Raw genomic sequence first — 23841 nt, 5'->3', positions numbered from 1 at the left:
TGGTGGTGTGCCTGGTCGACGCGGGCGCCCATCAGCGGACAAGCTGCGGGCCGCAGCAGCGAGTTGCGGGGTGTCATGAGTGGCTACGGTCGAGTTCCGGCTCGTGCTGCGGCGTGTGATCGTGTCGGGGAAGCAGGAGCGGGGTGGTCAGGATGAGCAGTCCCGCGACCGTGAGAGCGGTGCGTGGGCTGGTGGCATCGGCGAGCAGCCCACCGAGCGCCGTGAGGATGGCGATGGACGCCTGCTGGCCGATCGACCAGGCCGACAGGGTGCGGGCGACGAGATGCTTGGGGGTGCGTTCGAGCCGGTAGGTGGCGAGCACCGGGGTGTACAGGCTCATGTTGATGATGATCGCCAGTTCGACAGCTATCACGGTGACGAGGCCGACGATGCCGGGACGGACGAAGGCCAGGCCGATCAGCCAGATGGCGCGCAGGGTGCCGACGGTCCGGAAGACCCAGTGCTGGCCGTAGCGGGCCACGACACGGCGGGCCAGCCGGGAGCCGATGAGTCCGCCGACGCAGGGAGCGGCGAAGGCGAGGCCGTACTGCCAGGGCGGGAACCCGAGCTGGCGAAGCAGGAGCACGGCCAGCAGCGGCTCGGTTGCCATGATCAGACCGGCGACGAGCATCTGGTTGAGGTAGAGCGCCCGCAAGCCGGGATGGCCCATGATGTGTCGCCAGCCGTCAAGCAGTGCGCCCGCCCGTGCCGGGCTTCTGTCGGTTGGTTGCGGCGCCTCTTCTCGGCCGCGGATCGCGGTGATGCTCAGCGCAGAGAGCAGGTAGCTGAGCGCGTCGGCCACCACGGTGATGACCGGCCCGAACAGGGCGATCGCCGCCCCGCCGAGCGGTGGCCCGACCGCGATGGAGCTCCAGTTCGTCGACTCGAACCGCGCGTTGGCCACGAGCAGGTCATCCGGCCGGACGAGGGCCTTGAGGTAGGCGCCGCTGGCCGCGTTGAAGGCGATCTTGGCTGCGGCGACCAGGGCCGAGATCACGAGCAGTTGGGCAAAACCGAGCCATCCGAAGGCGTAGGCGACCGGGATCGTCGCCATGACCCCGAACCGGGTCAGATCCATCGCGATCATGACCGGGCGCTTGCGCCGGAACTCCACCCACGGCGCGAGTGGCAGCGCGATCAGCGCGCCCACCGCGGGCCCCACCGCGGACAGCGCCGACACCTCAGCGGGGCTGGCGTGCAACGCCAGCACGGCGATCAGCGGGAATGCTCCGAACCCCAGCCCGGACCCGTAGGCGCTGACCGCATATGCCGCCCACAACCAGCCGAACTGCCGACCCAACGGTCTCCTGCCCACCATGCTCAGCATGCCCCTTTGATGTCCCACCCGAACAGACTGTCGTTGACCAGTGAGAGCTAAGCGAGCAGCACAACAGCAGGTCAAACAACTGCCCTGCCAGCGATTCACAACCATCGGTTGTTCGCTGAGGTGGAGCGGCGTGGATCTCGAAGCCGTGCGTACCTTCGTCGCCGTCGCGGAGGCGGGCCAGTCCCAGGAAACCGCCGCCGGCCTGTCGATCACCCAGTAGGCTGTCTCCGAGCGCATCGCCACGCTGGAGAAAGATCTGGATGTGCGCCTGTTCACCCGCACCGTCCGCGGCGCCCGGCTCACCATCGACGGCCAGGCGTTCCTGCCCCACGCCCGTGAACTTCTCCGGGTGGCGGAGCGGGCTGATGCGTCCGTCCGTCCTGGCCGGCGCGCTCTACGCGTCGATGTCGTCAACCGGCGGATCGTGACAGCGGGTTTCTCCAGGACTTCTACCGCATGCATCCCGAGATCGAACTGGATGTCGTAACCCTGGACGCCGACGTCGACGGCGCAATCGCCGCTGTCGAAGCCGGGACGATCGACGCCACCTGCCACGCGGTTGCCCCGCAGCAGCACCTACCAGACGCGATCAACACTGCTCAAGTGATCGACGAGCCGCACCAGCCGCTCGTCGGACCGCGCCACCCGCTCGCCAACGCCCGTGCCGTCGCGCCAGGGCAACTCGCCGTTCGCCGAATCCGGAAGCCCGGCCTGGACGCCCGCGGCGAGGTGGCCGCCTACTGCGACGAAATCGCCACCGCCTTCGGCGTCACGATCGACGTGGTCGGACCCGTCCTCGGGAACGAGGCACTGCTGGACGAGATCGCCGACTCCTCGGACCTGGCGACCCTGGTCGGCGAAGGCTCGCGGTATCTGTGGCCGGACAGCTATGACCTGCGGCGCATACCGATACGCGACCCGGCACCGGTCTGTCCGATGTCACTGATCTGGCGCGACGACAACCCCCATCCCGCGCTCATCGAACTTCGCAGCCACCTCGACTCCAGACGAACGGACTCACCCGATATCAGCGTCTGGATGCCGAAATGGGAACGGGCAGTCCCGAAGTCATGAGCGAGACACGCACATCATCGGCTTCCCGCACTGACCGGTCGGCGACACCAACAGCCTTCCCTTCCGTCCGGCATCAGCTGCACGCGAGGAAACAGGCTCGACCATGTTGTGATCGCGGCCGTGGAGCCAATCTCATGAGATGGCGCAGTCAGCGCTGAGAACGATCGAGGAGTGCGGCTCATCGGCTGCTATCGCCGGGAGTGAGCAGGCTCGTTGGCTCGGCGATCACCTCTGGAAAGGGCTTGAAGCAGCGGTGGACGTTCTCCGGCCACTTGTGCCGGAACTTCGCCATGAGCATCGGACAGATGACGCCAGTGGATGAGGCGGTGCTGAACGAGCCCCGGAGCCCGTGGCCGGGTCTGCCGACGGGTCAGGAGCGGGGGTCCACCAAAATCTTGACGGCTGTCTCGTTGTGGTGGATCAGGGTCTCGAAGCCTTCGGTCACGAGGTCGTCCAGGCCGATGGTCTTGGTGATGAACGGCGCCAGGTCGATGCGCCCTTCCTGTACGAGCTTGATGGTTTGCGGGTGGGAGTTGACGTAGGCGATCGTGCCGCGCAGGTCGACCTCCTTGAGGACGAGTTTCTGCATGTCGAGCGATGCCGGCTTCCCCCAGATCGAGATGACGGTGATGACGCCGCTGGGCCTGATGGCATCCAGCAGTGCGTCGAGGACGACGTTGACGGACGTGGCCTCGAATGCGACGTCCGCGCCCCTGCCGCCGGTGAGGCGCCGGACCTCCTCGGCAACGTCGGTGACGGCGGGGTCGATGACGTGGTCGGCGACCTTGGTGTCCAGCGCCTTCTGCCGGCGCAACGAGCTGAGCTCGGTGACCGCGACCTCGACGCCCATCGCCTTGAGCACCGCGCAGGTGAGCAGCCCGATAGGACCGGCGCCGCCGACGAGGGCGAAGTCGCCCGCCTTCGCGCCCGAGCGCTGGAACGCGTGGTATCCCACCGACAGCGGCTCGATGAGTGCCGCCTGGTCCAGCGGAACGTCTCCGACCGGGTGCACCCACCGGCGTTCGACGACGATCTTCTCCGCGAGCCCGCCGCCGCGGCCGCCCAGCCCGATGAAGTTCATGTCGGGCGAGATGTGATAGGCCGGGTTGTTCTTGCTCGTGTCGACATCGGGGCGCAGGATGTAGGGCTCGACGACGACGTGGTCGCCCGGCTTCAGTCCCTCGACGCCATCGCCCACCGCGTACACGACGCCGGACATCTCGTGCCCGAGCGTCACGGGGGCGGACTCGCCCGAGACCGGGTGCGGGTGGCCGGCCGGCGGGACGAAGATCGGTCCGTCGAGGTACTCGTGCAGGTCGGTGCCGCAGATCCCGCAGTACGCGACGTCGATGCCCACCGTGCCCGGTCCTACAGCGGGCTCCGGGATGTCCTCGATGCGGATGTCACCACGGTCGTAATAGCGTGCGGCCTTCACTTTGGGCAGGCTCCTTCGTCTGTTTTCTGCTCACGCCTCGTGTCGAGTCTCGCCGTGGAATGAGGCACGCACCTCGCGCGACGCATTCACACTAAAAGCTAACAGTACGGTTCAATATGGCCAGGCGCTCACGCCGTAGGTGGTACCTGACTGACTCTCTTGTCGCAGTAGGCGCGGGATCGTGGGTCGGCGAGGGCTGCGAACGCGGAGAGGAAGAAAGCCCTTTTGAGCTGTTTGTTTCCGCGTCCGGAGGGTTGCTCGCCTCAGATCGATGCCGCCGAGTTACGGGTAGAGGTCGGCGATCCGTCGCATCGCCAGACCGGGCAGACGGGCGACCCGGCAGCTCCACGTCCCTCGCGACCGCCCGGGGCAGGGCGCCGATCGCCGCGGGCTGGTCGACCACGACGAACACGGTCCCGTGCTTGGCCCGGAGCTTCGCGAACACCTCGCACAGTATCGGTTCGCTGTTGAGCGGGCGCTTGTCGAACGCCTTCTTCCCGGCCGGGGTGACGGCGGTGGCGTGGTGTTCGCCCTTGCCGATGTCCAGGCCGAGGAAGACGTCGATGCCGCCGGTGTCAATCACGTGCGTCCTTCGGTCGTGCCTGCCCGGCCGTCCGTCGGCACCGATCGCCACATCCACATCACGAAGAGCCTCCCTGCCTCCCTGCCTCCCTGCCTCCCTGCCTCCCTGCCTCCCTGCCTCCCTGAGAAGTCGGTGGTCATGCCCCTAATCAGTGGGCGGGACCCCGAGAAAGGCAATGGGAGGTGGAACGGGATGACGTCTTGAACCGTACGGGCTTCCGTGGCCCTCGCCCGACCCCCTCGCGCCGATGGCACCGGCCCCCGTGGCGGGGGCCGGTGCCATCGGCCAGGTGGTGCGCTCGGGCACCGTCAGCGCGGTACGTGGACCCCGGGCGTCAGCCCTGGCGCGCGTCCGTGACCTTCCCCGTGAGGAGGGGGCCCTCCAACCACTCGTTCTCCTTGAGGATGTTCACCTGCATCCGCAGGGACTCCTCCGACTCGGTCAGCGCGTCGGTGACCGTGGGCACGGACACTTCGGTGCTCGTCTCGCCCTTGGGGACGGACACCCAGAGGGAGGGACTGTTCGTGGACAGGGGCCGCTCCGGGTCGGCGTCCTCGCCGAGGCTGGAGAGCCACTCCTCGTCGACGTCCTTCGTGGACAGCTCCGTGCCCTCGCGCACCTGCAGGAGGTCGAACCGCGTCTCGATGCTGACGTCGGCGGGCTGGGAGAGCTCCACCTTCCAGGTGAGCTTCTGGCCCTCGGTGACCGAGTCGGCGACCGGGGTCACGGTGACCGTGGGCATGGGGTCGTCGTTCTCGACGAGCACGCCCCCGAAGGCGCCGCCGACCGCCGTGCCGCGCACGGCCTTGGCCGCGACCTCGTGGCTGAGGTCGTAGTTGAAGCGGGAGTTGCCCTCGACCGTGATCGGCACGTCCACGGAGCCACCGGCCTTCACCGTTACGGTGCGGACGGTGGACTCGTGGGTCTCCGGGTCGCGGACGGCGAGCTTGATCACGCCGGTGCCCTTGCCGGTGACTTGGATGGGCACGCGGTAGGTGCGGGTGCCGGAGTCGCCCTCCTTGACCGTCAGCCTGCCGATGTCGACGCGCGGGAGCGCTACGGGGCGTACCGCCGGGGTGCCGGGGCGCCAGCCCCAGGCGTCCATCAACCAGAGCTCGCCGGAGCCGCTGCGCGGGGTGAGCTCCAGCGACTGCGTCCGCTTCAGGTCGACACCGGCGCTGACGGCGGCCTTCAGCGGGACGCGGACCTCACGCGCCCAGTACGCGGCCGTCGAGTCGGAGCCGGGGAGGCCGTCGACGGTGACCTGACCGAGCCCCACCCGCTTGCCGGAGGCGTCGGTGAGGGCGACGTCGAGCCGGGTGCCCCGGGTGTTCGGCGGCACCATCACCCGCAGGGCGAGCACGTCGGAGCCCGCCAGCGAGAAGGCGCGCTCCGGCGTCAGCCGGACCGGGGTGCCCGGCTCGGTCCAGCGGGCCGTGACCGCGTTGCGGCCCGGCTCACTGGTGGTCTCCGCCCAGGATGCGAAGTGCGGCGACCTACCGGGGGCGGAGTCCGGCCTACAGGCCCGGGTGGTACTCGTCGTGATCTGCTGGCACACGCGCCCGTTCGTCACCGAGAGCGGGTCGTCGGGCCGGATCGCCGGGGTGCGGTTGCCGCCGACGGCGTGGGTCAGCACCCGGGCGGGATCGGCCGAGGGCGCGCGCCGGTCGGAGCCGTCGAGCAGCGGGCGGACCCGGTCGTCGCCCGCGAGGAAGAGCCGCGCGGCGGCGGCGATGTAGGTGGCGCCCGCCTTCTGCTGCTGCTTGGCGCTCAGCCGGGTCTCGGCCCGTGCCGAGCAGACCGGGTCCGGGTTGTTCTTGTCGTCCCAGAAGTCGTCGGCGGCCGGGGCCTCGGCCTGGCCGGGCGTCCACTCCGTGTTGAAGAAGTTGTGGTTGGCGCCGACCATGTACACCGCGCTGTGCAGCGCCGTGCCCTGGCCGATGCCCCGGGTGCCGTCGAGGTACATCTGGCCCTGAAGGTCGCTCACATCGCCGTCACAGCCCGGCAGGATGGTCATGGAGGGCACGTCGGGCGTGGGGTTCTGGCCGAAGTTGGTGGGGCCGATCAGGACGGTGCCGCGGATCCGCCAGCCCACCGGCCCCCGGTAGCCGTCCTCGGCGGGCGGCGGCGGGGAGACGCTGTCGAGAGCCGCCCGGTTGACGCCCTCGCCGCCCCGGGAGTGGCCGACCAGGAGCACCTTCGAAAGGTCCGCGGGCTCCGTCGCGCGCACGGCCTTGGGTGCCTTCGCGGGGCTCGCACCCCACTCCGCCCAGCGGGCGAGGTGCCGGCGCACCAGGGACGAACGGGCCTGCGCCCCGAAGTCGGCCGCGCGGCCGTCCTGCGCGTTGACACCGTTCGCGGAGATGGAGACCGTCACATAGCCCTGGGATGCCAGGAGCTTCTGGTCGTGCAGAAAGCCGCGGTAGCTCGGGATCTCCTTGTTGCCCGGCTTGCACGGCCACTCCATGCCCGCGCTGTTCTTGCCGGGCTCGTAGCAGGTGGCGCCGCGGCCGTGGACGAAGAGCGCCAGCGGTCGCTTCCCCGGCGCGTCCGTCGGGCCGACGACCGTGGCGCGCATCTCCACGGGCTCGGCGTAGCCCGGCAGCCTCACCGACTTCAGGGAGTACTCACCACTGATGGTGTGGTACTTACCGGCGACACCGGGGTCGACCGGGTTGGCGGGGAACGGCTCCTGGGGTGCCTCCGCAGCCGACGAGCGCCGCTGACGGGGTGCCTGGCCGGCCTTTGCGGCGTCCAGCCGCCGCGAACCGGCGACCACCTGGAGTTCGCTCACGGGGCCGATCTTCGCCCCGTCGAGGCCGAGACGGAAGGTGCGTTGGTCGGGGGAGGGCTTCGGTACGCCGAGGGTCCGCTCCCCCGAGCGGAACTCGACCAGGGCGCCACCCATGCCCACGGGCTCGGGGGAGCTCCAGACCAGCTCCCTGCCCTCGAAACGCCACCCCTCCGGCAGCCGCTCCCCGGAGGCGCCCGGCGGCGTGCCGGGTATGGACTCGGCGGCCGGCTGCGCATGCGCCGGCCCTGGCACACCCGCCGCCAGCGCCACGGCCGCCAAGGCAGCCGTCAGTACGCGTGAGACCTGTCTCACGATGGTTTCTCCTCATCGTTGGTCATGCTTCAGCGCCCCAGGAATCCCAGGGGCACCCCCCGCACCGGGAGAGAGTGACGTGCCATCACCGGTTGCCCCACCTCGGGGAATCTGACAGGAATCTGACAAGACTCTGACAGGAGTCAGACGAGGTCAGCCGGGAGTCATGGGTCCGGTCCGCTGATCAGGGGGTCCTGGCCCAGCCGCACATCGCGCTGGGTGATGAGGATGGCCTCAGCGTCGTCGCCTTGCCGACGGTGGCGCAGCTACCGGCCCCGGCACGAGAACGGGAGTCAGAAGCCTCGACCGGACGGCGTGACCAAGGACCACACGCCCGTCCACTGTTCGGCGCCCCACGCCTCGTACCGTTGCACCTCGGTGAACCCCAGCTGCGCCGCGAGGCGCATCGAGCGGTCGTTGGCGGTCTGGGTGCAGAGCACCACCGGCTCGCCGGGAAGCGCGTCGGCGAACCAGCCGAGCGCCGCCACGCACGCCTCGGCGGCGTACCCGTGTCCCCATGCCTCCGGCAGGAGCAGGTAGCCGAGTTCGGCCTCCCCGGCATCCGGACGGACATGACTCCGACGCTCCGCGTCGCGCCGGTTGAGCTCGATGGTGCCGATCACCGCTCCGGCGAGCTCGATCACGAAAAGGCCGGGGCGCCTCTCGGGCGTCTCAGGCAACGCGCGCTCGCACTCATCACGCGGCCGGGGGCCACCGATGCAGGCGCCCACCTCCGGCGAGGAGATCAGCTCGATGAACGCCGCACGGTCCCGGGACTCGGGCTCGCGGAGCACGAGCCGCTCGGTCCTGATCGGGGCAGGTGGCCAGGCGGCGGCTCCGAGTTCAGTCATGGCGGGCAAACTGTCGCACGCCCGTCGGCCAGGAACCTCAGCCGACCGACAGCGGCAGCAGCTTCTGATCCGTCGGCCCGCTCTGGATGTCGGTGTCCGTGGCCGGGAGGTCCGGCGCTGATCGCGGCGCGCAGCGCCTCGGTGGTGTCGGGTCGGACGGCCACCGTCACGCGCACCGGTGCGTCGCCGTCTCAGGCAGGCTCGACCAGGCGGTAGCCGATCCTGCGGACGGTCTGGATCGGATCCGGGGGACCGAGCCGATGTCGGATCCGTCCGATCAGCGTGTCGACCGGGTGGGATTCCGGCTGGTGCTGTTCGGCGGCGCACTTGGCCAGCTGGTCACGGGTGACCAGCGCGCCGCCGGCCAGCATCAGGGCCCGAAGGACAGCGGCCTCCGTGACGATCAGGGTCAGCGGTACCCCGCGGCGGGTGAACGTGTTGTCGTGTCGGCCCCATTCCAGATCGCCAACGCGTAACCGGGACGCCTGGGCGGGAACCACGGGGGCGCGGCAGAGGCTGCGCATCCGGGCGGCCAGTTCGGCGGTACTGAAAGGCTTGACCAGGTAGTCGTCCGCGCCCTGTTCGATGAGGGCCGCCCGTTCGCCGTGCGAATCGAGTGCGGTGAGCATCAGGACCGGGCGGGTCCAGCCGGCCCGGCGGTGGGCGGCGACCAGGCGGAGGACATCTCCGTCGGGCTGGGCTCGGTCGGCAACAAGACCGTGGCAGGTGGTGGCACCCAACTTGAGGTCGGCGTCGGCGAGGTCGGCGGCCACGTCGACGTCGAAGCCGATCCTTCGCAGGCACTCGGCAATCACTGCCGCAAGCTCCGGGTCGTGCTGCACGACGAGTATGCGCATGCCGTCAGATTCTAGGCGGTGAGTGCCGGGGCGAGTGCTTTGCGGTGAGCGGCCCAGGCCGGGGAGAGGGCGGCCCTGCCCCACTCGGGAGTCTCGTAGACCACCGGCTCATGGGCTCCGTCACCGGGTGGATCCCCGGTTGGTTTGGTCGTCTGCCGCGTGCTCGTCGGCGGTGCCACCATGGTGGTTCGGGATCAGACTTGAATTCGGCGGTACCGGCGGCGACGACGGCGCGAGCGCCGCCGGAGCTTCCCCCCACCGTGCCCACAACGCCCATAGGCCTTGGCGCTTTGCGGCCGCTTAAGACCGACCGGCAAATGGACCACTCGAGGCGGCGTGTGGTGGGACGCTGATCCCAGCGGTAGCGAATGGTGGCGTGGCGGATCAGCATACGGAGTGTGACGAGTGCTGCGGCCGGGTGGAGGCAGAACTCGACGACGGTGCTGTGCTTCTCGGTGCAGCGTCGTAGTTTGCCGTAGCTGCTCATCCACGAGTGCGTTCGCTCCACGACCCATCGCTTGCCGGCCTGGATCGGGGCGGGCACGCCTTTGCGGGCGATCTCACCGGTGAAGCCCAACTCCTGGAGCAGAGCGCGGGACGTGCTGCTGTCATAGCCCCGGTCGAGGTTGACGTTCACGTCGTCCGGCAGCGGCCCGACCTGGTCCATGGCTGCGTGGAGAGTCGGTCCGAGCAGAGGCGAGTCGTGGCGGTTGGCTCCCGCCGCGACCAGGCCGAGCGGGACGCCGCGGGCATCGGTGGCGACCGAGCGTTTCAAGCCCTGCTTCCCACGATCCACCGGGGACCGGCCCGCACTCTGGCCGCCACACGGGGCCTTGGTGATGCAACCATCCACGGATATCTCAGACAGTTCCAGGCCGATCATCCGGTCGTACGCTTCCAGGGCGAGAACGTGCACCATTTCGGATATCCCCTGCTCAGCCCACTCTTTGACACGTCGACGGATGGTCCGGTCAGAGCATCCGGGGCCAGCGACCCGTTCGTAGCCCGAGCCGTGGACCAAAGCGAGCACCACGTGCTCGAACACAGTCCGGTCGGGGACACAACGGCGGTGGCAGCCAAGCGGGTGGCCCGCGGCAAACTTCCCCCGAGCGGGCAAGAGCGCTACGAACTCGTTCCAGAGGGGTTCGAGCAGGCAAGACGGCAGTACGGGCACGGCTGTCCTTCGTGATCACTGAGGTTTTCTCAATGTTGATCATTTCCAGATCCTCTTGAGGACATCAGCGATAGAGCATCTACGTCCGAAACCTGACTGGTTCAGCGGCCGTCGAGGGTCGGCTCTGTTAGCGGCCTGACGGCTGGCGCGTCGTCGGCCTTCCGGGAGACTTGATCAGGCCTTGCTTTGGGGCGGGGCGGGGTTCACTCGTTGTGCAGCACCTCGGCGATGGTGAGCCGTGCCGCCGAGCGAGCCGGGACCAGTGCGCCGAGGACGGCGATCGCGACGCCCGCCAGGGTCAGGGCGGCCAGTTGCGGCGCGTGCCAGACGTCCTTCATGGACTCCGGGAAGGTGAGCACTCCGGCATGGTCCACGAGCAGCCGGTGTCCGGCCATCCCGAGGGGGATGCCGATCAGGCCGCCGACCGCGCCCAGTCCCGCCACGGACGTCACTGTCATCGCCACGACCTGGCGCGGCGTCATCCCGATCGATTTGAGCATGGCCAGGTCGCGGCGCCGCTCCCTGGTGTTCAGCAGGACGGTGTTGAAGACGCCGAGCGCAGCGACGATGGTCAGCAGCAGCGTGAACGCCGATGAGAAGCCGACTACGGTAGTGGTGGCGGCATCCGGCGAGTCACTCCTCAGCGACGGATAGAGGCCCGAGTCAGCCTCCTCGATCCCCTTGACGTAGGCCTGGGCATCGGCATGGGGGGCGAGCCGGACCGTGTAGCCAACGGCGCTCGTTTCCGGAGCGAGTTCGGCTGCGGTCTGCCAGTTGGAGTCCATGGCCTGGGCGTTGCCCAGCATGACTTCGCCGACGACGGTGACGCCGGTCTGCCTGCCGTTCAGATACATGGTTGTCCGGTCACCGACCGCGAGCCCGTGCTGTTTCAGGAACGACGGCCCGACGGCGACCTCACCCGGTCCGCTCGGCCAGTGCCCCTTGACGATCTGCTCAGCCTCGGCCGGAGCGTCCCCGCGGTAGAAGTTGACGAATACGGTGTTCGTGGTCCCCGCGAGACGCACCTTGGTGAGCGCGCGAGCGGTCACCCGCTCCGCTCCGGGAAGGGATCGCAGCCGTGCTTCGATCTGGCTGTCATCCAGCTTCGGCACGTGTCGGCCTTGTGCGGGCGTGCCCACCTGTACGTCGACCAGCGCGACCCCGCCGTGCTTGCCTGCCTTCCCGGCCGCCACCATGCTGCTGGCCAGGCCGGTCGTCAGAGTCACGGTGGTGACCCCGAGGATGACGGCCGACATCGTCATCATGGCGCGGCCGGGGCGGGTGAACGGCTGGCCCAGGCCCAGGCTTACGGAGCGCGGCAGCCGGGTGCCGCTGAGCTTGCGTTGGACGCGCAGCCCGCGCCCGGTCCGCGGCGCGGTGCCCGCGCTGATCGCCTCTGTCGCGGAAAGCCGGTGTGCGCGCAGCGCGGGGATCAGCGCGGCGGCGGCGACGAGGGTGGGCATGGCCAGCAGGCAGATGACGGGCACCCAGGGGCTGGTGGCAATGGTGGCGGTGCCGGTTTCGATTCCGGAAAACGCGACGTCGAGGATGGGTTGCTCCAGCAGGGTGCCGAGCAGCGTGCCCAGGACGCAGCCCACGACCGCGGGAGCGGAGATCATCGCGAGGTAGACCGCGACCACCTGGTTCGGGGTGAAGCCGAGGGCCTTGAGCACGCCGATGTGCCGGTATCCGGAGACGACCGCCCCGCTGACCACGTTGCCGACGATCAATGCCGAGACCAGGAGGCCGAGCACGCCGAACATCGTCATAAAGGGGATGTAGGAATCGGCCGATGCGGAGAAGGCCTGCTTGAGGGTGAGGTAGGACTGGGCAGCGGTCAGCGAGTCCGCTGGTTGTCCGGCGGTGACCGTTGCCAGGCCGGCGCGAATCCGCCCGTCCGTCGAGGCCGACGTGAAGCGGTAGAGCATCTGGAAACCGGTCGGGTGCAGGGCGGTCATCTGCTCGGGTGATACCCAGGCTCCGGCGGACTTGCTCATGCTGGTGGCGAAGCCGACGACGGTGAGCGGCGGGGCTCCGGGGACATCGAGCTTCGTTCCCAGCAGACGCGAGGGATTGCCGCCGACAGGCGAGTTGACGACGATCTCACCTGGGGCGGTGGCCCAGCGGCCGGCCAGGAGGTCGACGCGGTCCACCGGGCCTGCCGGATCGGCCCGGCCCACCACGGTCAGGGGACCGGCCGACATCCACAGCCATCCCTTGGGGATCTCGATGACGGCCCGGCCGAAGGGGCCGGCCGCAGCCTGGACACCCGGCCGCCGGACCGTCTGTTCCAGGTGTGTGTCCGTGGTCTTCGAGGCATCGAAGGTCGCCACCACATGGGCGCCGCGTTGGCGGGCGAAGGCGCTGTCGAAAGGAGACGAGGCGGCATTGAGCACCGACAGCGCGAGCAGGATCGTCGATGTAGAGCACAGGACGACGAGTCCGATGACGACCGTCTGGACCCTGCGGCGCTTGACGGCCGCGCGCGAGGCCCGCCATACGGCGCTCATACGGTCCGCTCCAATGTGCTCTCGCTGGCCACCCGGCCGTCGGTGACCTCGATCAGGCGGCTGGCGCATCGGGTGGCCAGATGCGGGTCATGGGTGACGATGAGCAGGGTCTGGCCGATCTGGTTGAGGTCGATCAGCAGGTCCATCACCTGCTCGCCGGAGCGGCTGTCCAGTGCGCCGGTCGGCTCGTCGGCCAGCAGCAGGGCCGGACGGTTCATCAGTGCCCGTGCCACCGCAACCCGCTGGCGCTCGCCACCGCTCAGCGCGGCCGGATAGACATCCTTGCGGTCGGCCACGCCGAGTTCGTCGAGGAGTTCCAGTGCACGGCGGCGCGCCTGCCGGGCCGACGTCCCGGTCAGCTGTGCGGCCAGCGCCACGTTGTCCAAGGCCGGCAAGTCGTCGATGAGATTGAAGAACTGGAAGATCATGCCGATATGCCGCCGCCGGAACAGCGCCAGCCCGGTCTCGTTCAACTTCCCCAGATCCTCGCCGTGTACGACGACCGACCCGAAGGTCGGACGGTCAAGACCGGCGACCATGTTGAGCAAGGTGGACTTCCCGCAGCCCGAAGGACCCATCACCGCTACCGCTTCCCCGGCCCGGATCTGCAGGGAGACATCGTCCAGAGCGACCGAGTCGCCGTACTCCTTGCGCACGCCGTCGAGGCGCACGACCACCTGTTCTTCGCTGCTGCCACTCATGTCAGGAAGCTAAGCGCAGCGTCTCGGGTCGAAACATCAGCCTGCTGAGGTATCCCGTCGGCCTCGTCATCCCAGAGATGTAGGGCGTTGGATCCCGGGGATGATGCGGCGGGCGGCGCGGTGCTGCAAGGATGATCACCATGTGGGAATCGGGGACGGGCTGGCTGACCGCCGCTCTGGCGGTGGTGTGCGCTGCCGCTGGATGGCTCGGCGCCGCGCTCGTCCGGGCCCGGCGCCTGCACAGGAAGGCGATCGAGGACCGGGGCCGGCTTCTGGAGCGGGAGCGGGAGAACGCGGCCCGGACCGCCGTCGACGCCGAGCGCGCCCGGATCGCCCAGGAACTGCACGACATCGTCAGCCACAACGTGAGTCTGATGGTGGTCCAGGCGGGTGCCGCGCGCGAGGTGCTGACCACCATGCCTGACGCGGCTGCCGAGGCCCTGGTGGCGGTCGAGGGCGCCGGCCGGGATGCGATGACCGAGCTGCGGCATCTGCTCGGCCTGCTCGCTCCGTCGCAGAGCGGCGAGGACGAGGCCGACCTGACCCCGCAGCCGAGCCTCGGCCGACTCAGTCCGCTGATCGACCGGATCGCGTTCGCCGGATTGCCCGTGGAGGTTCGGATCTCCGGGAAGCCTCACTCGCTCCCGGCCGGGATCGACGCGACCGCTTATCGGATCGTGCAGGAGGCGCTGACCAATGCGCTCAAGTACGGCGACGGGGGGAAGGCCGAGGTGACCGTGCGGTACGCGGACAACCATCTGCGGGTAGAGGTGCTGAACAGCGGGCCCAGCGTGCTGTCCGGCGGAGGATCCGCGACCAGGCCGTCGGGCACGGACCGCAGGGACGGCGCCGGGCGCGGGCTGCTGGGGCTCAGGGAACGGGTCGCCGTGTACGGCGGCGATCTGGACGCCCGACGACGACTCGGCGGCGGGTACCGGGTCCGAGCGCGTATCCCGCTGGACCGGGCGTGACGGCCCCCACGGTGGCCCCACCCCCGCGCGTGCTCATCGCCGACGACCAGGAGCTGATCCGTACCGGGTTCCGCCTGATCCTCACCTCACGAGGGATCGATGTGGTGGGCGATGCGGCCGACGGGGCCGAAGCCGTGGCGTTGGCCCGCAGCCTGCGGCCCGACGTCGTGCTGATGGACATCAGGATGCCGAACCTGGACGGCCTGCAGGCGGCCCGGCTCATCCTGGCGGAGAACCCGGACTGCCGGGTGATCATGCTGACCACCTTCGACCTCGACCACTACGTCTACTCCGCGCTGGCCCTTGGAGCGAGCGGTTTCCTTCTCAAGGACGTCACCCCCGCACACCTCGCCGCCGCCGTCCGTCTCGTCGACACCGGCGATGCCCTCCTCGCCCCCACGATCACGCGCCGCCTGGTAGAGCGCTTCGCCCCCGGCGAACCCAGGCACAGCGTGGGCGGTGACGCCGCAGCGCCAGCGATCCACCGCGACCTCGCCCAGCTCACCCCCCGCGAGCTGGAGGTTCTTACCCTGATGGGCCGGGGCCTCTCCAACACCGAACTCGCCCAGGAGCTGACCCTCAGCGAAGCCACCGTCAAAACCCACGTCGCCCGCATCTTCGCCAAGCTCGCCCTGCGCGACCGCGCACAGGCTGTCGTCCTCGCCTACGAGACCGGACTCGTGTCTCCCGGTGAACACCGCGATTAGCGCCGGTCGGGGTACCGGAATGCGCGAGCCACGCGTGAGCGGACGGCGTACCACGCGCCGCGTCGAGTGAGTGAGTGGCTAGCTGGGAAAGTTCAAGCAGGCAAAATGCCATCGCTAGGAGCGTGGGTCAGTAAGCGGTACTCATGGGTTTCGTGATCGCTCGTGCGGGATGATCTCGGTATACGTGGTGAGGACAGCCTGTTCGAGCCCGAGTCGGTCGAGACGAAGTTCTTCGCTGTCTTCGCGGGGTCAGCATCTCGCGCAGGTCGCTACGGCTCTTCTCATAAGCTGATCCACGCCCATGTCCTGGACAGGAAGCGTGAGATGACAGACGACGTAAGAGCCATCGCACAGCGCATGTATGAGGCATTCAATGCCCGTGACCTCACCGCGGCGAAGACGATCTTCTCCGGCGACTTCGTGAGCCACCCGTTGGGCACCGTTGGTGTCGACAGTGTTGTGAAGGCGTGGAGCGGGCTCCACGCCATGTTCCCGGACATCCAGGTCATCGTCGAGGACATGCTCGTGGATGCAGACAAAGCTGCAGTCCGTACGAGCCTGCACGGCATCCCGGCGGGAGTTGAGGAACAGGCTCTCCCCTCGATGATGGAGATCTTCCGGGTACAGGACGGCCGCATCGCCGAGCTGTGGGGCCTATCTTCACTCAGCCGCCCCGGGCGCTGAACTCAGCGCTCAGCCTCCATCCTCGGTTCACGCGTTGAGCAGAGAACCGGGTTTTCGCTGTTCGGCGGACAGCAGAGCGGCCGTGGGTGATCAGGTGCGGGATGATCTCGGCATGCGGAGTGGGGAGGGTCTGTTCGAGGTCGAGCCGGTCGGGCCGAAGCAGCCGCAGGGCCGTCCGGCGGCGGTGGACAAGCGTTTCAGGGCGTTCGACCCGCACCAGGTTCTGCTGCTGCCCCCGTCTGGACGACTGGCTGCCCCAGGACCATCTCGCCCGGTTCGTCGCCGACCTGGTGGACGAGGTGCTGGACCTCGGGCCGGTCCTGGCGGACTACACCGAGAAGCGCGCCTAACCGCCCTGCAACCCGCGGCTGATGCTGCGTCTGCTGAGCTACGGCTACACCACCGGGGTGCGCTCCTCACGGGCGATCGAGCGCAAGTGCGCCGACGACATCGCGTTCCGATACCTGGCCGCCGACCAGGCCCCGGACTTCCGCTCCATCTCCCGGTTCCGCCGCCGCCACCTCGACGCCCTCGCCGACCTGTTCACCCAGTCCCTGCACCTGGCCACCAAGCTCGGCATGGTCAAGATGGGCCGCGTCGCACTGGACGGCACAAAGCTCGAAGCGAGCGCCTCCAGGCACAAGGCGATGAGCTACGGCCGCCTGATCGAAAAGGAGGAACGGATCGAAGCCGAGATCGCCACCCTGGAGGCCAAGGCCACAGCCCTGCTGGCCGACGCCGAAGCCACCGACACCGCCGAGGACCAGAGCTTCGGCATCGACGGCAAGTACACCGACCTACCCGCCGAGCTCGACCGACGCGAGAAGCGCCTGGCCAAGCTGCAGGCCGCCCGCGCGCAGATCGAGGCCGAAGCCGCCGACACGGCACGCCGCCACGCCGAGGGCCTCGAACGCCGCCGCCAGGAACGCGCCGGCACCCGCTACGAGCAGGCCGTCACCGACGCCGGGCACAAGGCCGCCGCGAAGGCCCGCCCCAAGCCCAAAGCACAGGCCAACTTCACCGACCCCGACTCGCGGATCATGAAGAACAGCGACGGCGCCTACATCCAGGCCTACAACGCCCAGGCCGTCGTGGACGAAGAACACCAGGTCATCACCGCCGCCGACGTGACGACCAACGCCTCGGACGCGCTGAACTACACCACGATGCTCGACCAGTCCGCTGCGAACACCGGCGCCCACCCCCAGCAGGCACTGGTCGACGCCGGCTACTGCTCCCAGACCAACCTCGAAGCTGCGAAGGAACGCCAACTGTCCTGCGGCACCGACACGTTCATGGCCACCGGCCGACTCGCCCACGACAAGCAGGTCCCGCCCGGACCACGCGGACGCATCCCGGCGAACGCCACCCTCAAGGAGCGGATGGCCCGCAAGCTGCGGACCAAGCCCGGCCGGGCCGCATACCGCCGCCGCAAGGCCATCGCCGAACCAGTCTTCGGACAGATCACGACCTGCCGGAACGGCCGCCAACTCCTCCTACGCGGCAAGGACGGGGCCCGCGGCGAGTGGCGACTGCTGGCCGCCTGCCACAACCTCCGCAAGATCTTCCGAAACGCCGGAACAACCGGACTCGCCGCCCTGGCCGGCTGACCAACCCGGCCTCCCGGCCCCGCCACGGGCCCCTGCCAAGCCGAACCCCCGACGAACAGGACGCCGAGCACGGCCTCACAAGCGCCCGCAGGCCGACCGCGACCGATCCCACCGATCACGGTCAGCCAACCGCTTGCTCGTTACTGACCCACGCTCCTAGGCCATCCCTTGTGACTACTGAGCGTAAAGAACTCCGTGATCACGTGGGCTCGTGGCCGTTCTGATGACGCTGCCACCTCACGGGCGCCTATTGCCGGTCGGTCTAAGCCCCGTGGCGGAAGCTGAGACCATGTCTGATCCCATAGTCATTGTCGGTAGTGGCGCCGCTGGTCCGACGCTTTCGTGCGAGCGGGGGCTGGCCGGGGTTCCCACGGTCGTACTGGAACGTCGGTCCGAGCTCCTGGAACGTTCCGGCGGCATGCTTCTCAACGCACACATCGCGGACTTCCTGCGCAAGAGAGGCCTGGAAGAACGCTTCCGGACACCGGATACGCCTACCTGGGGGCGCAGTCACTTCGGTCTCGTCTACCGGGATATCGACGGCGAACTGGCGGAGACCGACTACGACTTGATCGTTCCGCAGTGGCGCAGCGAGCAGTTGCTGCGGGAGGCCGTCGAGCTGGGTGTCGAGGTGCGGCTCGGCCAGGAGGTCATCGGCATCGAGCAGGACGCGGACGGCGTGACGCTCACAGTGGTTTCGCAGGAGGGCCCAGCAGTCTGCGTGCCGCCTATGTCGTCGGGTGCGACGGGCCCCGCAGCCTTGTGGCCGAGGCGACCGGCTTCGAGTTCGAGTCCCTCGCCCCCGCGTACTACGGGGTCACCGCCGATGTCGTGGTGGACGACGAGGCGCAGGCGCTGTTCAGGGCGGGCTCGTATCCGAGTGGTCAGTTCGGTGTCCTGCCGGTCAATCCGGCGGATCCGACCGAGGTGCGGTTGATGACGGTCGAGTTCTACCGTGAGCCTCCCTCCGACGGGGAGCCGCTCACGGTCGAGGCCTGCTTGCGGGACCGGGCCTGCGGGGACAGGTGGCGGGCCAGCACGTCCAGGGCCTCGGTGACCTCCTTGAGCCCGTCGGGATCGTCGCCGAGCGCGTCGGCCAGCGCGCCCTCGATGGAGGTCGCCCTGACCTGGGCCATCCGGTCGGAGGGGCGGGCGGACTGCCGGACCAGGAGGCGGCGGCGGTCGGCGGGATCGGGGTTGGTGACCACGGCGCCGGCTTCCTTCAGCCGGGCCACCGCGGTGGAGACCTGGCTCTGCGGAAGACCGGTACGGGCCGCGATCTCGCCGACCGCGCTGTCCGGGTGGGTGGCCAAATCGCTCACCACGATGAGGACCGAACGCACACCGCCGCCGTAGCGGGCCGCGCCGCCCTCAGGCTCGGGCATCGCGCCCTCCCCGATCTTCATGAGAGTGCGTCCCAGCAAGAACAGCTCGACTCCATCCATGCCACCACATTACATCACCTTCGATACATCTTCCAGAGATACATCTCTCGGAGATGCATTCCCGAGACCTCGGAACCCCGAGCCCCCACACCCCCAAGCCCCCGAGCCCCCGAGCCCCCGAGCCCCCGAGCCCCCAGACGCTCGTCGCACGCCGCCGGAGCCCACGGGCATCGAGATGCATCGAAGCAGATACAACAACTCCGATGCATCTATCTTGATACATCAAAGAAGATGTATTAGCTTCGAAGCAGACGCCGGGACACCGGCCATCGACGGACGAAGGAGACGGTCGTGCTCAAGTGGCGCGGGAACCCCTGGGCAGTCCTGGTGACGCTCTCGCTCGGGTTCTTCATGACCCTGCTGGACCTGACGATCGTGAACATCGCGATCCCCGACATGATCAACGACCTGGGAGCCTCGCTCGACCAGACCCTGTGGGTGGTCAGCGCCTACGCACTGACGCTTTCGGTGCTGCTGATCACCGCGAGCCGGCTCGGCGACATGCGCGGCCCGCGCAACCTGTTCGCCGCGGGCCTGGTCGTCTTCACCCTGGCAAGCATCGCCTGCGGATTCGCCCCGAACGCGGCGGCCCTGATCGCCGCCCGCGGAGTACAGGGGCTGGGCGCCGCCCTCCTCGTGCCGCAGACGATGACCCTGATCGTGTCCGTCTTCCCGGCTTCACGGCGCGGCTCCGCGCTGGGCATCTGGGGCACCGTCGCGGGCCTGGCCACCCTCTCCGGGCCGACCCTCGGAGGCATCCTGGTCTCGGCCGTGGGCTGGCGCTGGATCTTCCTGGTGAACGTACCGATCGGGATCGCCGCGCTTGCCCTCACGTTCCTGATCATCCCCGACATCCGCCCCGCCCGCACCCACCGCTTCGACCTGATGGGCGTTCTCCTCGCCACTGCCACCCTGTTCTGCCTGGCGTTCGGTCTCCAGGAGGGCGAGCGCTACCAGTGGGGTCCGGGCATCTGGGCGCTGCTCGCCGCGGGCGCGGCCCTGGCCGTCGGGTTCCTGCTGCACCAGCGCGGCCGGCAGGGCCGTGAGCCGCTCGTCCCCTTCGCGCTCTTCAAGGACCGCAACTTCACCGTGATGACCGTGCTGGTCGGACTCGTCTCGATCGCCATGCTGGGGCTGGTGCTGCCCTTCAACCTCTACCTCCAGTCCGTCCTGCACATGAGCGCGATGAAGGCGGGCCTGGTGCTGGCCCCCTCCTCCCTGGTGTCGATGGCCCTCGGCCCGTTCGCCGGGCGCATGTCCGACCGGATCGGCGGTAAGTACCTGATGATCACCGGACTGGCCCTGTACGCGTCCGGCAACCTCGCCATCGCCCTGATCGCGGGCCCGGCGACCTCCTGGTACGCATTCGTCCCCGCCACCCTGCTCACCGGGCTCGGCGTCGGATGCCTCGTCGCCCCGATGTCCACCGAGGCCATGCGCAACGTGTCGTCCCAGCTCGCCGGTGCCGCCTCCGGCGTCAACAACACCGTCCGTCAGATCGGTTCGGTCATCGGTGCCGCCGCTGTCAGCGCCCTCGTGCAGGGACAGCTCTCCGCCGGGATCTCGGCCGGCCAGACCTACTCGGCCGCTTTCCTCTCCACACTGCACAGCACCGTGGCCCTGCCCATCTCGGTCCTGATGGTCGGTCTGCTCGCCTGCCTCCTGATCCGCAACCACACCAAGTCCCGCACACCGGCCGCCGACCCGTCCGCCAACCCGGCCACGCCCTCTGTCGCCCCTCCGGCCGAGGCCGGCCCCCGGACCGGTCAGGCCGTCGGCACCGCAGCGGGGCAGGCTGACCGGAAAAAGCTTTAGTCGAGCTTTAGAGCGACCACCGATCCTGCGCGCAGCGAAGCACCCCCTACTGCCAAGCCGAAGCAATGAGGACTTCCGAACAATCCGCACCTGCGCCGAAGGAGACGGCAGTCATGGAGAATCCCAACGTCATTCTCACTGGTGGTCCTACGTTCCTCATCCACGAGGAGGACCGCGTGCGCTACGTCGCGAACACGAACTCCAAGGTGAAGGTGCTCTCGGGCAATCGGTACGAGCACTTCGAGCCGACCGACGAGACCGTCGTCGAAGACAACCAGGAGCTCCAGGTGTTCGCCTGGAGCGGCTGCACCTACGTCGCCGAGTAGAACCAAGAAGGCCGAACGCGACCGGAACCGGTCAGCTCCGGCCGGCGACACGAAACGATCCACGAGGCAGCGGCCCGGCACCGTACCAAACCGCTGCCTTTCCCTGTCCGCACCACCGCGGGAACGGGCCGTACTCGCTCGGCAGCGGAGGCCGACCGTGATCAGCATCATTCACGCGTCATTCCGCGTCGAACCAGGGCTTGTTGGCAGCCCAGTGCTCGACCCACCCTGCGAATCCGGGTTCAGCCGTGGTGAACCCGAACCCGGCTCCGAATGGAGTCGCCCCTTCGCCGGTGATGAACCAAACGTGTCCGCGATGCGGGCCGGTGACGACGAGATGCCAGTACATACCGCAGCCGTCTGTCCCGAGCACGATTGTCCCGTGATTGAACATCTGGTCCAGGATCGGTTCAATCTCCTCCGACGGCCTTGAGTCCTCATCCCACAGCCAACTCGAGGTGAGCGGGAAGGGCCGGCTCAGGTCGCGTTCGTCCCGGCCGTCACCCCAGTCGGCGGGCAGCTCTGCCAGTCCCACCAACCCATAATCCGGCGGACCGGAGTGCGACCCGTCGGTGACCTCCGCAACGAAGGTCCGATAGGGCTCCGGCAGGACTATGCCGTGCTCCGCTTCGAAGGCTTGCACCGCTTCCCAGCCCAGCGCGGCCTCACCGCCGTCGTCGATGCCGAAGGCCGCACGAATCGCAGCGAGGTCGTCAGGGTCTGCGTGCTCGGTGTTCATGCGGCCTATTGGTATCAGCCGGCAGTGACAGCGACCCCAGCACATCGGCTTGGGTCCCTGGCTGCCGGTGCGGCCCAGGACGCGGGCGGCGGCGAGGCCGTCCATGATGCGTCCGGACATCAAGGGGTACGCGAACTCGGTGATGGCGCCCAGGAGCAGGACCGGAAGAGCATCGAGTCGATGGCGGTGGAGGCGTCGTTGGCGGTGGAGGCGTCGATGCCCCTGGTCGAGGACGACCAGGTGGCGTGGGAAGGGTCAGCCCGAGGCGGGACGTGGCGTCAGTCGGGCGGCGCGGGTTTCCAGGTAGCGGCGCTCGGTCAGGCTGCTGGTGCCGTGGGCGGCGCGGTGGTAGTACTCCCGGGCCGCCGGATGGTCGCCGGCCATCTCCAGCAGGTGTGCGCGGACCGCGTGCAGCCGGTGGTGGTCGGTAATCCGGTCGTCCGCGGCCAGATGGTCCAGCAGGGCCAGGCCGGCCTGCGGTCCGTCGATCATGGCGACCGCCACCGCCCGGTTCAGGCTGGCCATCGGGTTCGGCGAGAGCCGCTCCAGGATCTTGTACAGCGTGTTGATCTGGCGCCAGTCGGTCTCGCCGGTGCTGGGCGCCTCGTCGTGCAGCGCGGCGATGGCGGCCTGCAACTGGTAGGGGCCGAGCGTCGAACGGGTCATCGCGTCGGTGACCAGCGCGACGCCCTCGACGATGCGACCGCGGTCCCAGCGCGAGCGGTCCTGCTCGTCGAGCGGGATCAGCTCGCCGTGTGGGCCGGTGCGGGCGGCCCGGCGGGCGTCGGTGAGCAGCATCAGGGCCAGCAGGCCGGCCACCGCGCCGTCGTCCGGCAGCAGCCGGTGCAGTAGTCGGGTCAGCCGGATGGCCTCGGCGGCCAGGTCGTCGCGGCGCAGCCGGTCGCCGGAGCTGGCGGTGTAGCCCTCGTTGAAGATCACGTACAGCACGTGCAGTACGACCCTCAGTCGGTCCGCCCGGTCCTGCCCCACCGGCATGGTGAACTCGCTGCCGGCGGCCTTGATCCGTTGTTTGGCCCGGCTGATCCGGGACGCCATGGTCGGTTCCGGCACGAAGTAGGCGCGGGCGATCTCCGCGGTGGTCAGGCCGCCGACCGCGCGCAGTGTCAGCGCGATCTGCGAGGCCGGGCTCAGCGCCGGGTGGCAGCACAGGAACAGCAGGGTGAGGGTGTCGTCCCGGTCGGCCGGGATGTCCTCGCCGGGGCCGGGCGACGTCGGGTCCGGCTCCAGGGCGGCCACCGCGTCCTCGCGTCGGCGCCGGGCCTGTTCGCTGCGAATCTGGTCGACCAGGCGGCGGCCGGCGACTGTGGTCAGCCAGCCGTGCGGGTTGTCCGGGACGCCCTCGGTCGGCCAGCGTGTCGCCGCGGCGAGCAGCGCCTCCTGCACGGCGTCCTCGCTCAGGTCGAACTGCCCGTACCGGCGCACCAGCGCGCCGAGGGCCTGCGGCGCGAGCGCGCGCAGCAGGCCCTCGACGGTGGCGCGGTCGGAACTCACGCGGTCGGGCCGCCGGAGAAGATCACCTGGCGGACCTCGATGCCCAGGCCGTTGAACCGGGCGTCCGGGATCATCGCGGCCAGTTCCAGCGCGCGGTCCCTGCTCGCGACGTCGACCAGGTAGTAGCCGCCCAGGAACTCCTTGGCCTCCAGGTAGGGGCCGTCGGTGACGACCGGCACACCGTCGCGTACGCGGACCACCGAGCTCTGCGACGGGTCGGCCAACGCCTCGGTGCTGATCATCTCGCCGGACTCGCGGGTCGTCTTCATGAATGTGCCGTGGCCTTCCATGATCTCCTGGCGCTCGACCTCCGTCAGTTCCTCCATGATGGCCGGGTTGATGTGCATGATCAGCAGGAACTTCATGTCCAACTCCTCACCGTCGCGGCGCCCGGTCGGGCCCCGTCATCGGGTA

Annotated in this window: 16 protein-coding genes and 5 pseudogenes; 8 read left to right on the top strand and 13 right to left on the bottom strand. The window is 69.0% G+C overall.

Annotated features, from left to right (window positions below; all coding sequences use genetic code 11):
- Positions 1 to 73: 73 nt before the first annotated feature.
- On the bottom strand, positions 74 to 1318 hold the full coding sequence (locus ACFV8T_RS01745; RefSeq protein WP_385323330.1) for an MFS transporter: 1245 nt from the start codon (positions 1316 to 1318) through the stop codon (positions 74 to 76).
- A gap of 139 nt (positions 1319 to 1457) precedes the next feature.
- Between ACFV8T_RS01745 and ACFV8T_RS01740 the strand changes: the two are divergent.
- Positions 1458 to 2401, top strand: a pseudogene (locus tag ACFV8T_RS01740) (LysR family transcriptional regulator).
- A gap of 370 nt (positions 2402 to 2771) precedes the next feature.
- Here the strand turns inward: ACFV8T_RS01740 and ACFV8T_RS01735 are convergent.
- The 8 genes and pseudogenes from ACFV8T_RS01735 to ACFV8T_RS01700 all read right to left on the bottom strand — a co-directional run bounded on the left by ACFV8T_RS01735 (position 2772) and on the right by ACFV8T_RS01700 (position 13618).
- Positions 2772 to 3836 carry a 2,3-butanediol dehydrogenase gene (locus ACFV8T_RS01735; protein ID WP_385323328.1) on the bottom strand — a complete coding sequence of 355 codons (1065 nt, stop codon included), beginning with the start codon at positions 3834 to 3836 and terminating at the stop codon, positions 2772 to 2774.
- A 285-nt stretch (positions 3837 to 4121) separates the two neighbouring features.
- Positions 4122 to 4419: pseudogene (locus ACFV8T_RS01730) on the bottom strand (transposase); the annotation flags it as partial.
- Positions 4420 to 4753: 334 nt separating this feature from the next.
- On the bottom strand, positions 4754 to 7525 hold the full coding sequence (locus ACFV8T_RS01725; protein ID WP_385323326.1) for a hypothetical protein: 2772 nt from the start codon (positions 7523 to 7525) through the stop codon (positions 4754 to 4756).
- A 293-nt stretch (positions 7526 to 7818) separates the two neighbouring features.
- The gene (locus ACFV8T_RS01720; RefSeq protein WP_385323324.1) at positions 7819 to 8376 is read right to left on the bottom strand and encodes a GNAT family N-acetyltransferase; all 558 of its coding nucleotides are present in this window, start codon (positions 8374 to 8376) and stop codon (positions 7819 to 7821) included.
- 191 nt (positions 8377 to 8567) lie between these two features.
- Complete coding sequence (locus ACFV8T_RS01715; RefSeq protein WP_385323322.1) at positions 8568 to 9233, bottom strand: response regulator transcription factor; 666 nt, start codon at positions 9231 to 9233, stop codon at positions 8568 to 8570.
- Between the two features lie 325 nt (positions 9234 to 9558).
- Positions 9559 to 10407 (bottom strand): annotated as a pseudogene (locus ACFV8T_RS01710) (IS5 family transposase); the annotation flags it as partial.
- A gap of 203 nt (positions 10408 to 10610) precedes the next feature.
- Positions 10611 to 12917 (bottom strand): FtsX-like permease family protein, encoded by a 2307-nt coding sequence (locus ACFV8T_RS01705; protein ID WP_385323320.1) that lies wholly within the window; start codon positions 12915 to 12917, stop codon positions 10611 to 10613.
- Positions 12914 to 13618: an ABC transporter ATP-binding protein gene (locus tag ACFV8T_RS01700; RefSeq protein ID WP_385323318.1), complete on the bottom strand. Its 705-nt coding sequence runs from the start codon at positions 13616 to 13618 to the stop codon at positions 12914 to 12916. Before ACFV8T_RS01700 ends, ACFV8T_RS01705 begins: the two co-directional genes overlap by 4 nt.
- Positions 13619 to 13758: 140 nt before the next feature.
- On the opposite strand from ACFV8T_RS01700, the gene ACFV8T_RS01695 reads away from it, so the two are divergent.
- From ACFV8T_RS01695 to ACFV8T_RS01675, 5 genes and pseudogenes are all read left to right on the top strand, one after another.
- A complete protein-coding gene (locus tag ACFV8T_RS01695) occupies positions 13759 to 14589 on the top strand; it encodes a sensor histidine kinase (RefSeq protein WP_385323317.1) in 831 nt (276 codons plus the stop codon).
- A gap of 11 nt (positions 14590 to 14600) precedes the next feature.
- Entirely contained in the window at positions 14601 to 15296 is a 696-nt protein-coding gene (locus ACFV8T_RS01690; protein ID WP_385323635.1) for a response regulator, read from the top strand.
- A gap of 162 nt (positions 15297 to 15458) precedes the next feature.
- Positions 15459 to 15980 carry an ester cyclase gene (locus ACFV8T_RS01685; protein WP_385323315.1) on the top strand — a complete coding sequence of 174 codons (522 nt, stop codon included), beginning with the start codon at positions 15459 to 15461 and terminating at the stop codon, positions 15978 to 15980.
- A 130-nt stretch (positions 15981 to 16110) separates the two neighbouring features.
- Positions 16111 to 17590 (top strand): annotated as a pseudogene (locus ACFV8T_RS01680) (IS1182 family transposase).
- A 223-nt stretch (positions 17591 to 17813) separates the two neighbouring features.
- Positions 17814 to 18529, top strand: a pseudogene (locus ACFV8T_RS01675) (FAD-dependent monooxygenase); the annotation flags it as partial.
- Between the two features lie 11 nt (positions 18530 to 18540).
- On the opposite strand, the gene ACFV8T_RS01670 reads toward ACFV8T_RS01675, so the two are convergent.
- Positions 18541 to 19035 (bottom strand): MarR family transcriptional regulator, encoded by a 495-nt coding sequence (locus ACFV8T_RS01670; RefSeq protein ID WP_385323314.1) that lies wholly within the window; start codon positions 19033 to 19035, stop codon positions 18541 to 18543.
- 291 nt (positions 19036 to 19326) lie between these two features.
- On the opposite strand from ACFV8T_RS01670, the gene ACFV8T_RS01665 reads away from it, so the two are divergent.
- Positions 19327 to 20850 carry a DHA2 family efflux MFS transporter permease subunit gene (locus tag ACFV8T_RS01665; protein WP_385323312.1) on the top strand — a complete coding sequence of 508 codons (1524 nt, stop codon included), beginning with the start codon at positions 19327 to 19329 and terminating at the stop codon, positions 20848 to 20850.
- 113 nt (positions 20851 to 20963) lie between these two features.
- Positions 20964 to 21176 (top strand): DUF5988 family protein, encoded by a 213-nt coding sequence (locus ACFV8T_RS01660; protein WP_385323310.1) that lies wholly within the window; start codon positions 20964 to 20966, stop codon positions 21174 to 21176.
- 178 nt (positions 21177 to 21354) lie between these two features.
- Here the strand turns inward: ACFV8T_RS01660 and ACFV8T_RS01655 are convergent, their stop codons facing one another.
- From ACFV8T_RS01655 to ACFV8T_RS01645, 3 genes are all read right to left on the bottom strand, one after another.
- Positions 21355 to 21915 (bottom strand): SMI1/KNR4 family protein, encoded by a 561-nt coding sequence (locus tag ACFV8T_RS01655; protein WP_385323308.1) that lies wholly within the window; start codon positions 21913 to 21915, stop codon positions 21355 to 21357.
- Between the two features lie 255 nt (positions 21916 to 22170).
- Entirely contained in the window at positions 22171 to 23427 is a 1257-nt protein-coding gene (locus tag ACFV8T_RS01650; RefSeq protein WP_385323306.1) for an RNA polymerase sigma factor, read from the bottom strand.
- Positions 23424 to 23792: a YciI family protein gene (locus ACFV8T_RS01645; RefSeq protein WP_385323304.1), complete on the bottom strand. Its 369-nt coding sequence runs from the start codon at positions 23790 to 23792 to the stop codon at positions 23424 to 23426. The genes ACFV8T_RS01650 and ACFV8T_RS01645 overlap by 4 nt, the downstream gene beginning before the upstream one ends.
- Positions 23793 to 23841: the final 49 nt, after the last annotated feature.

The organism is Streptomyces sp. NPDC059832, from assembly GCF_042731715.1.
Classification (GTDB): Bacteria; Actinomycetota; Actinomycetes; order Streptomycetales; family Streptomycetaceae; genus Streptomyces.
The sequence above is the reverse complement of the archived record's forward strand: the minus strand, read 5'-3'. Positions and strand labels throughout refer to the sequence as shown.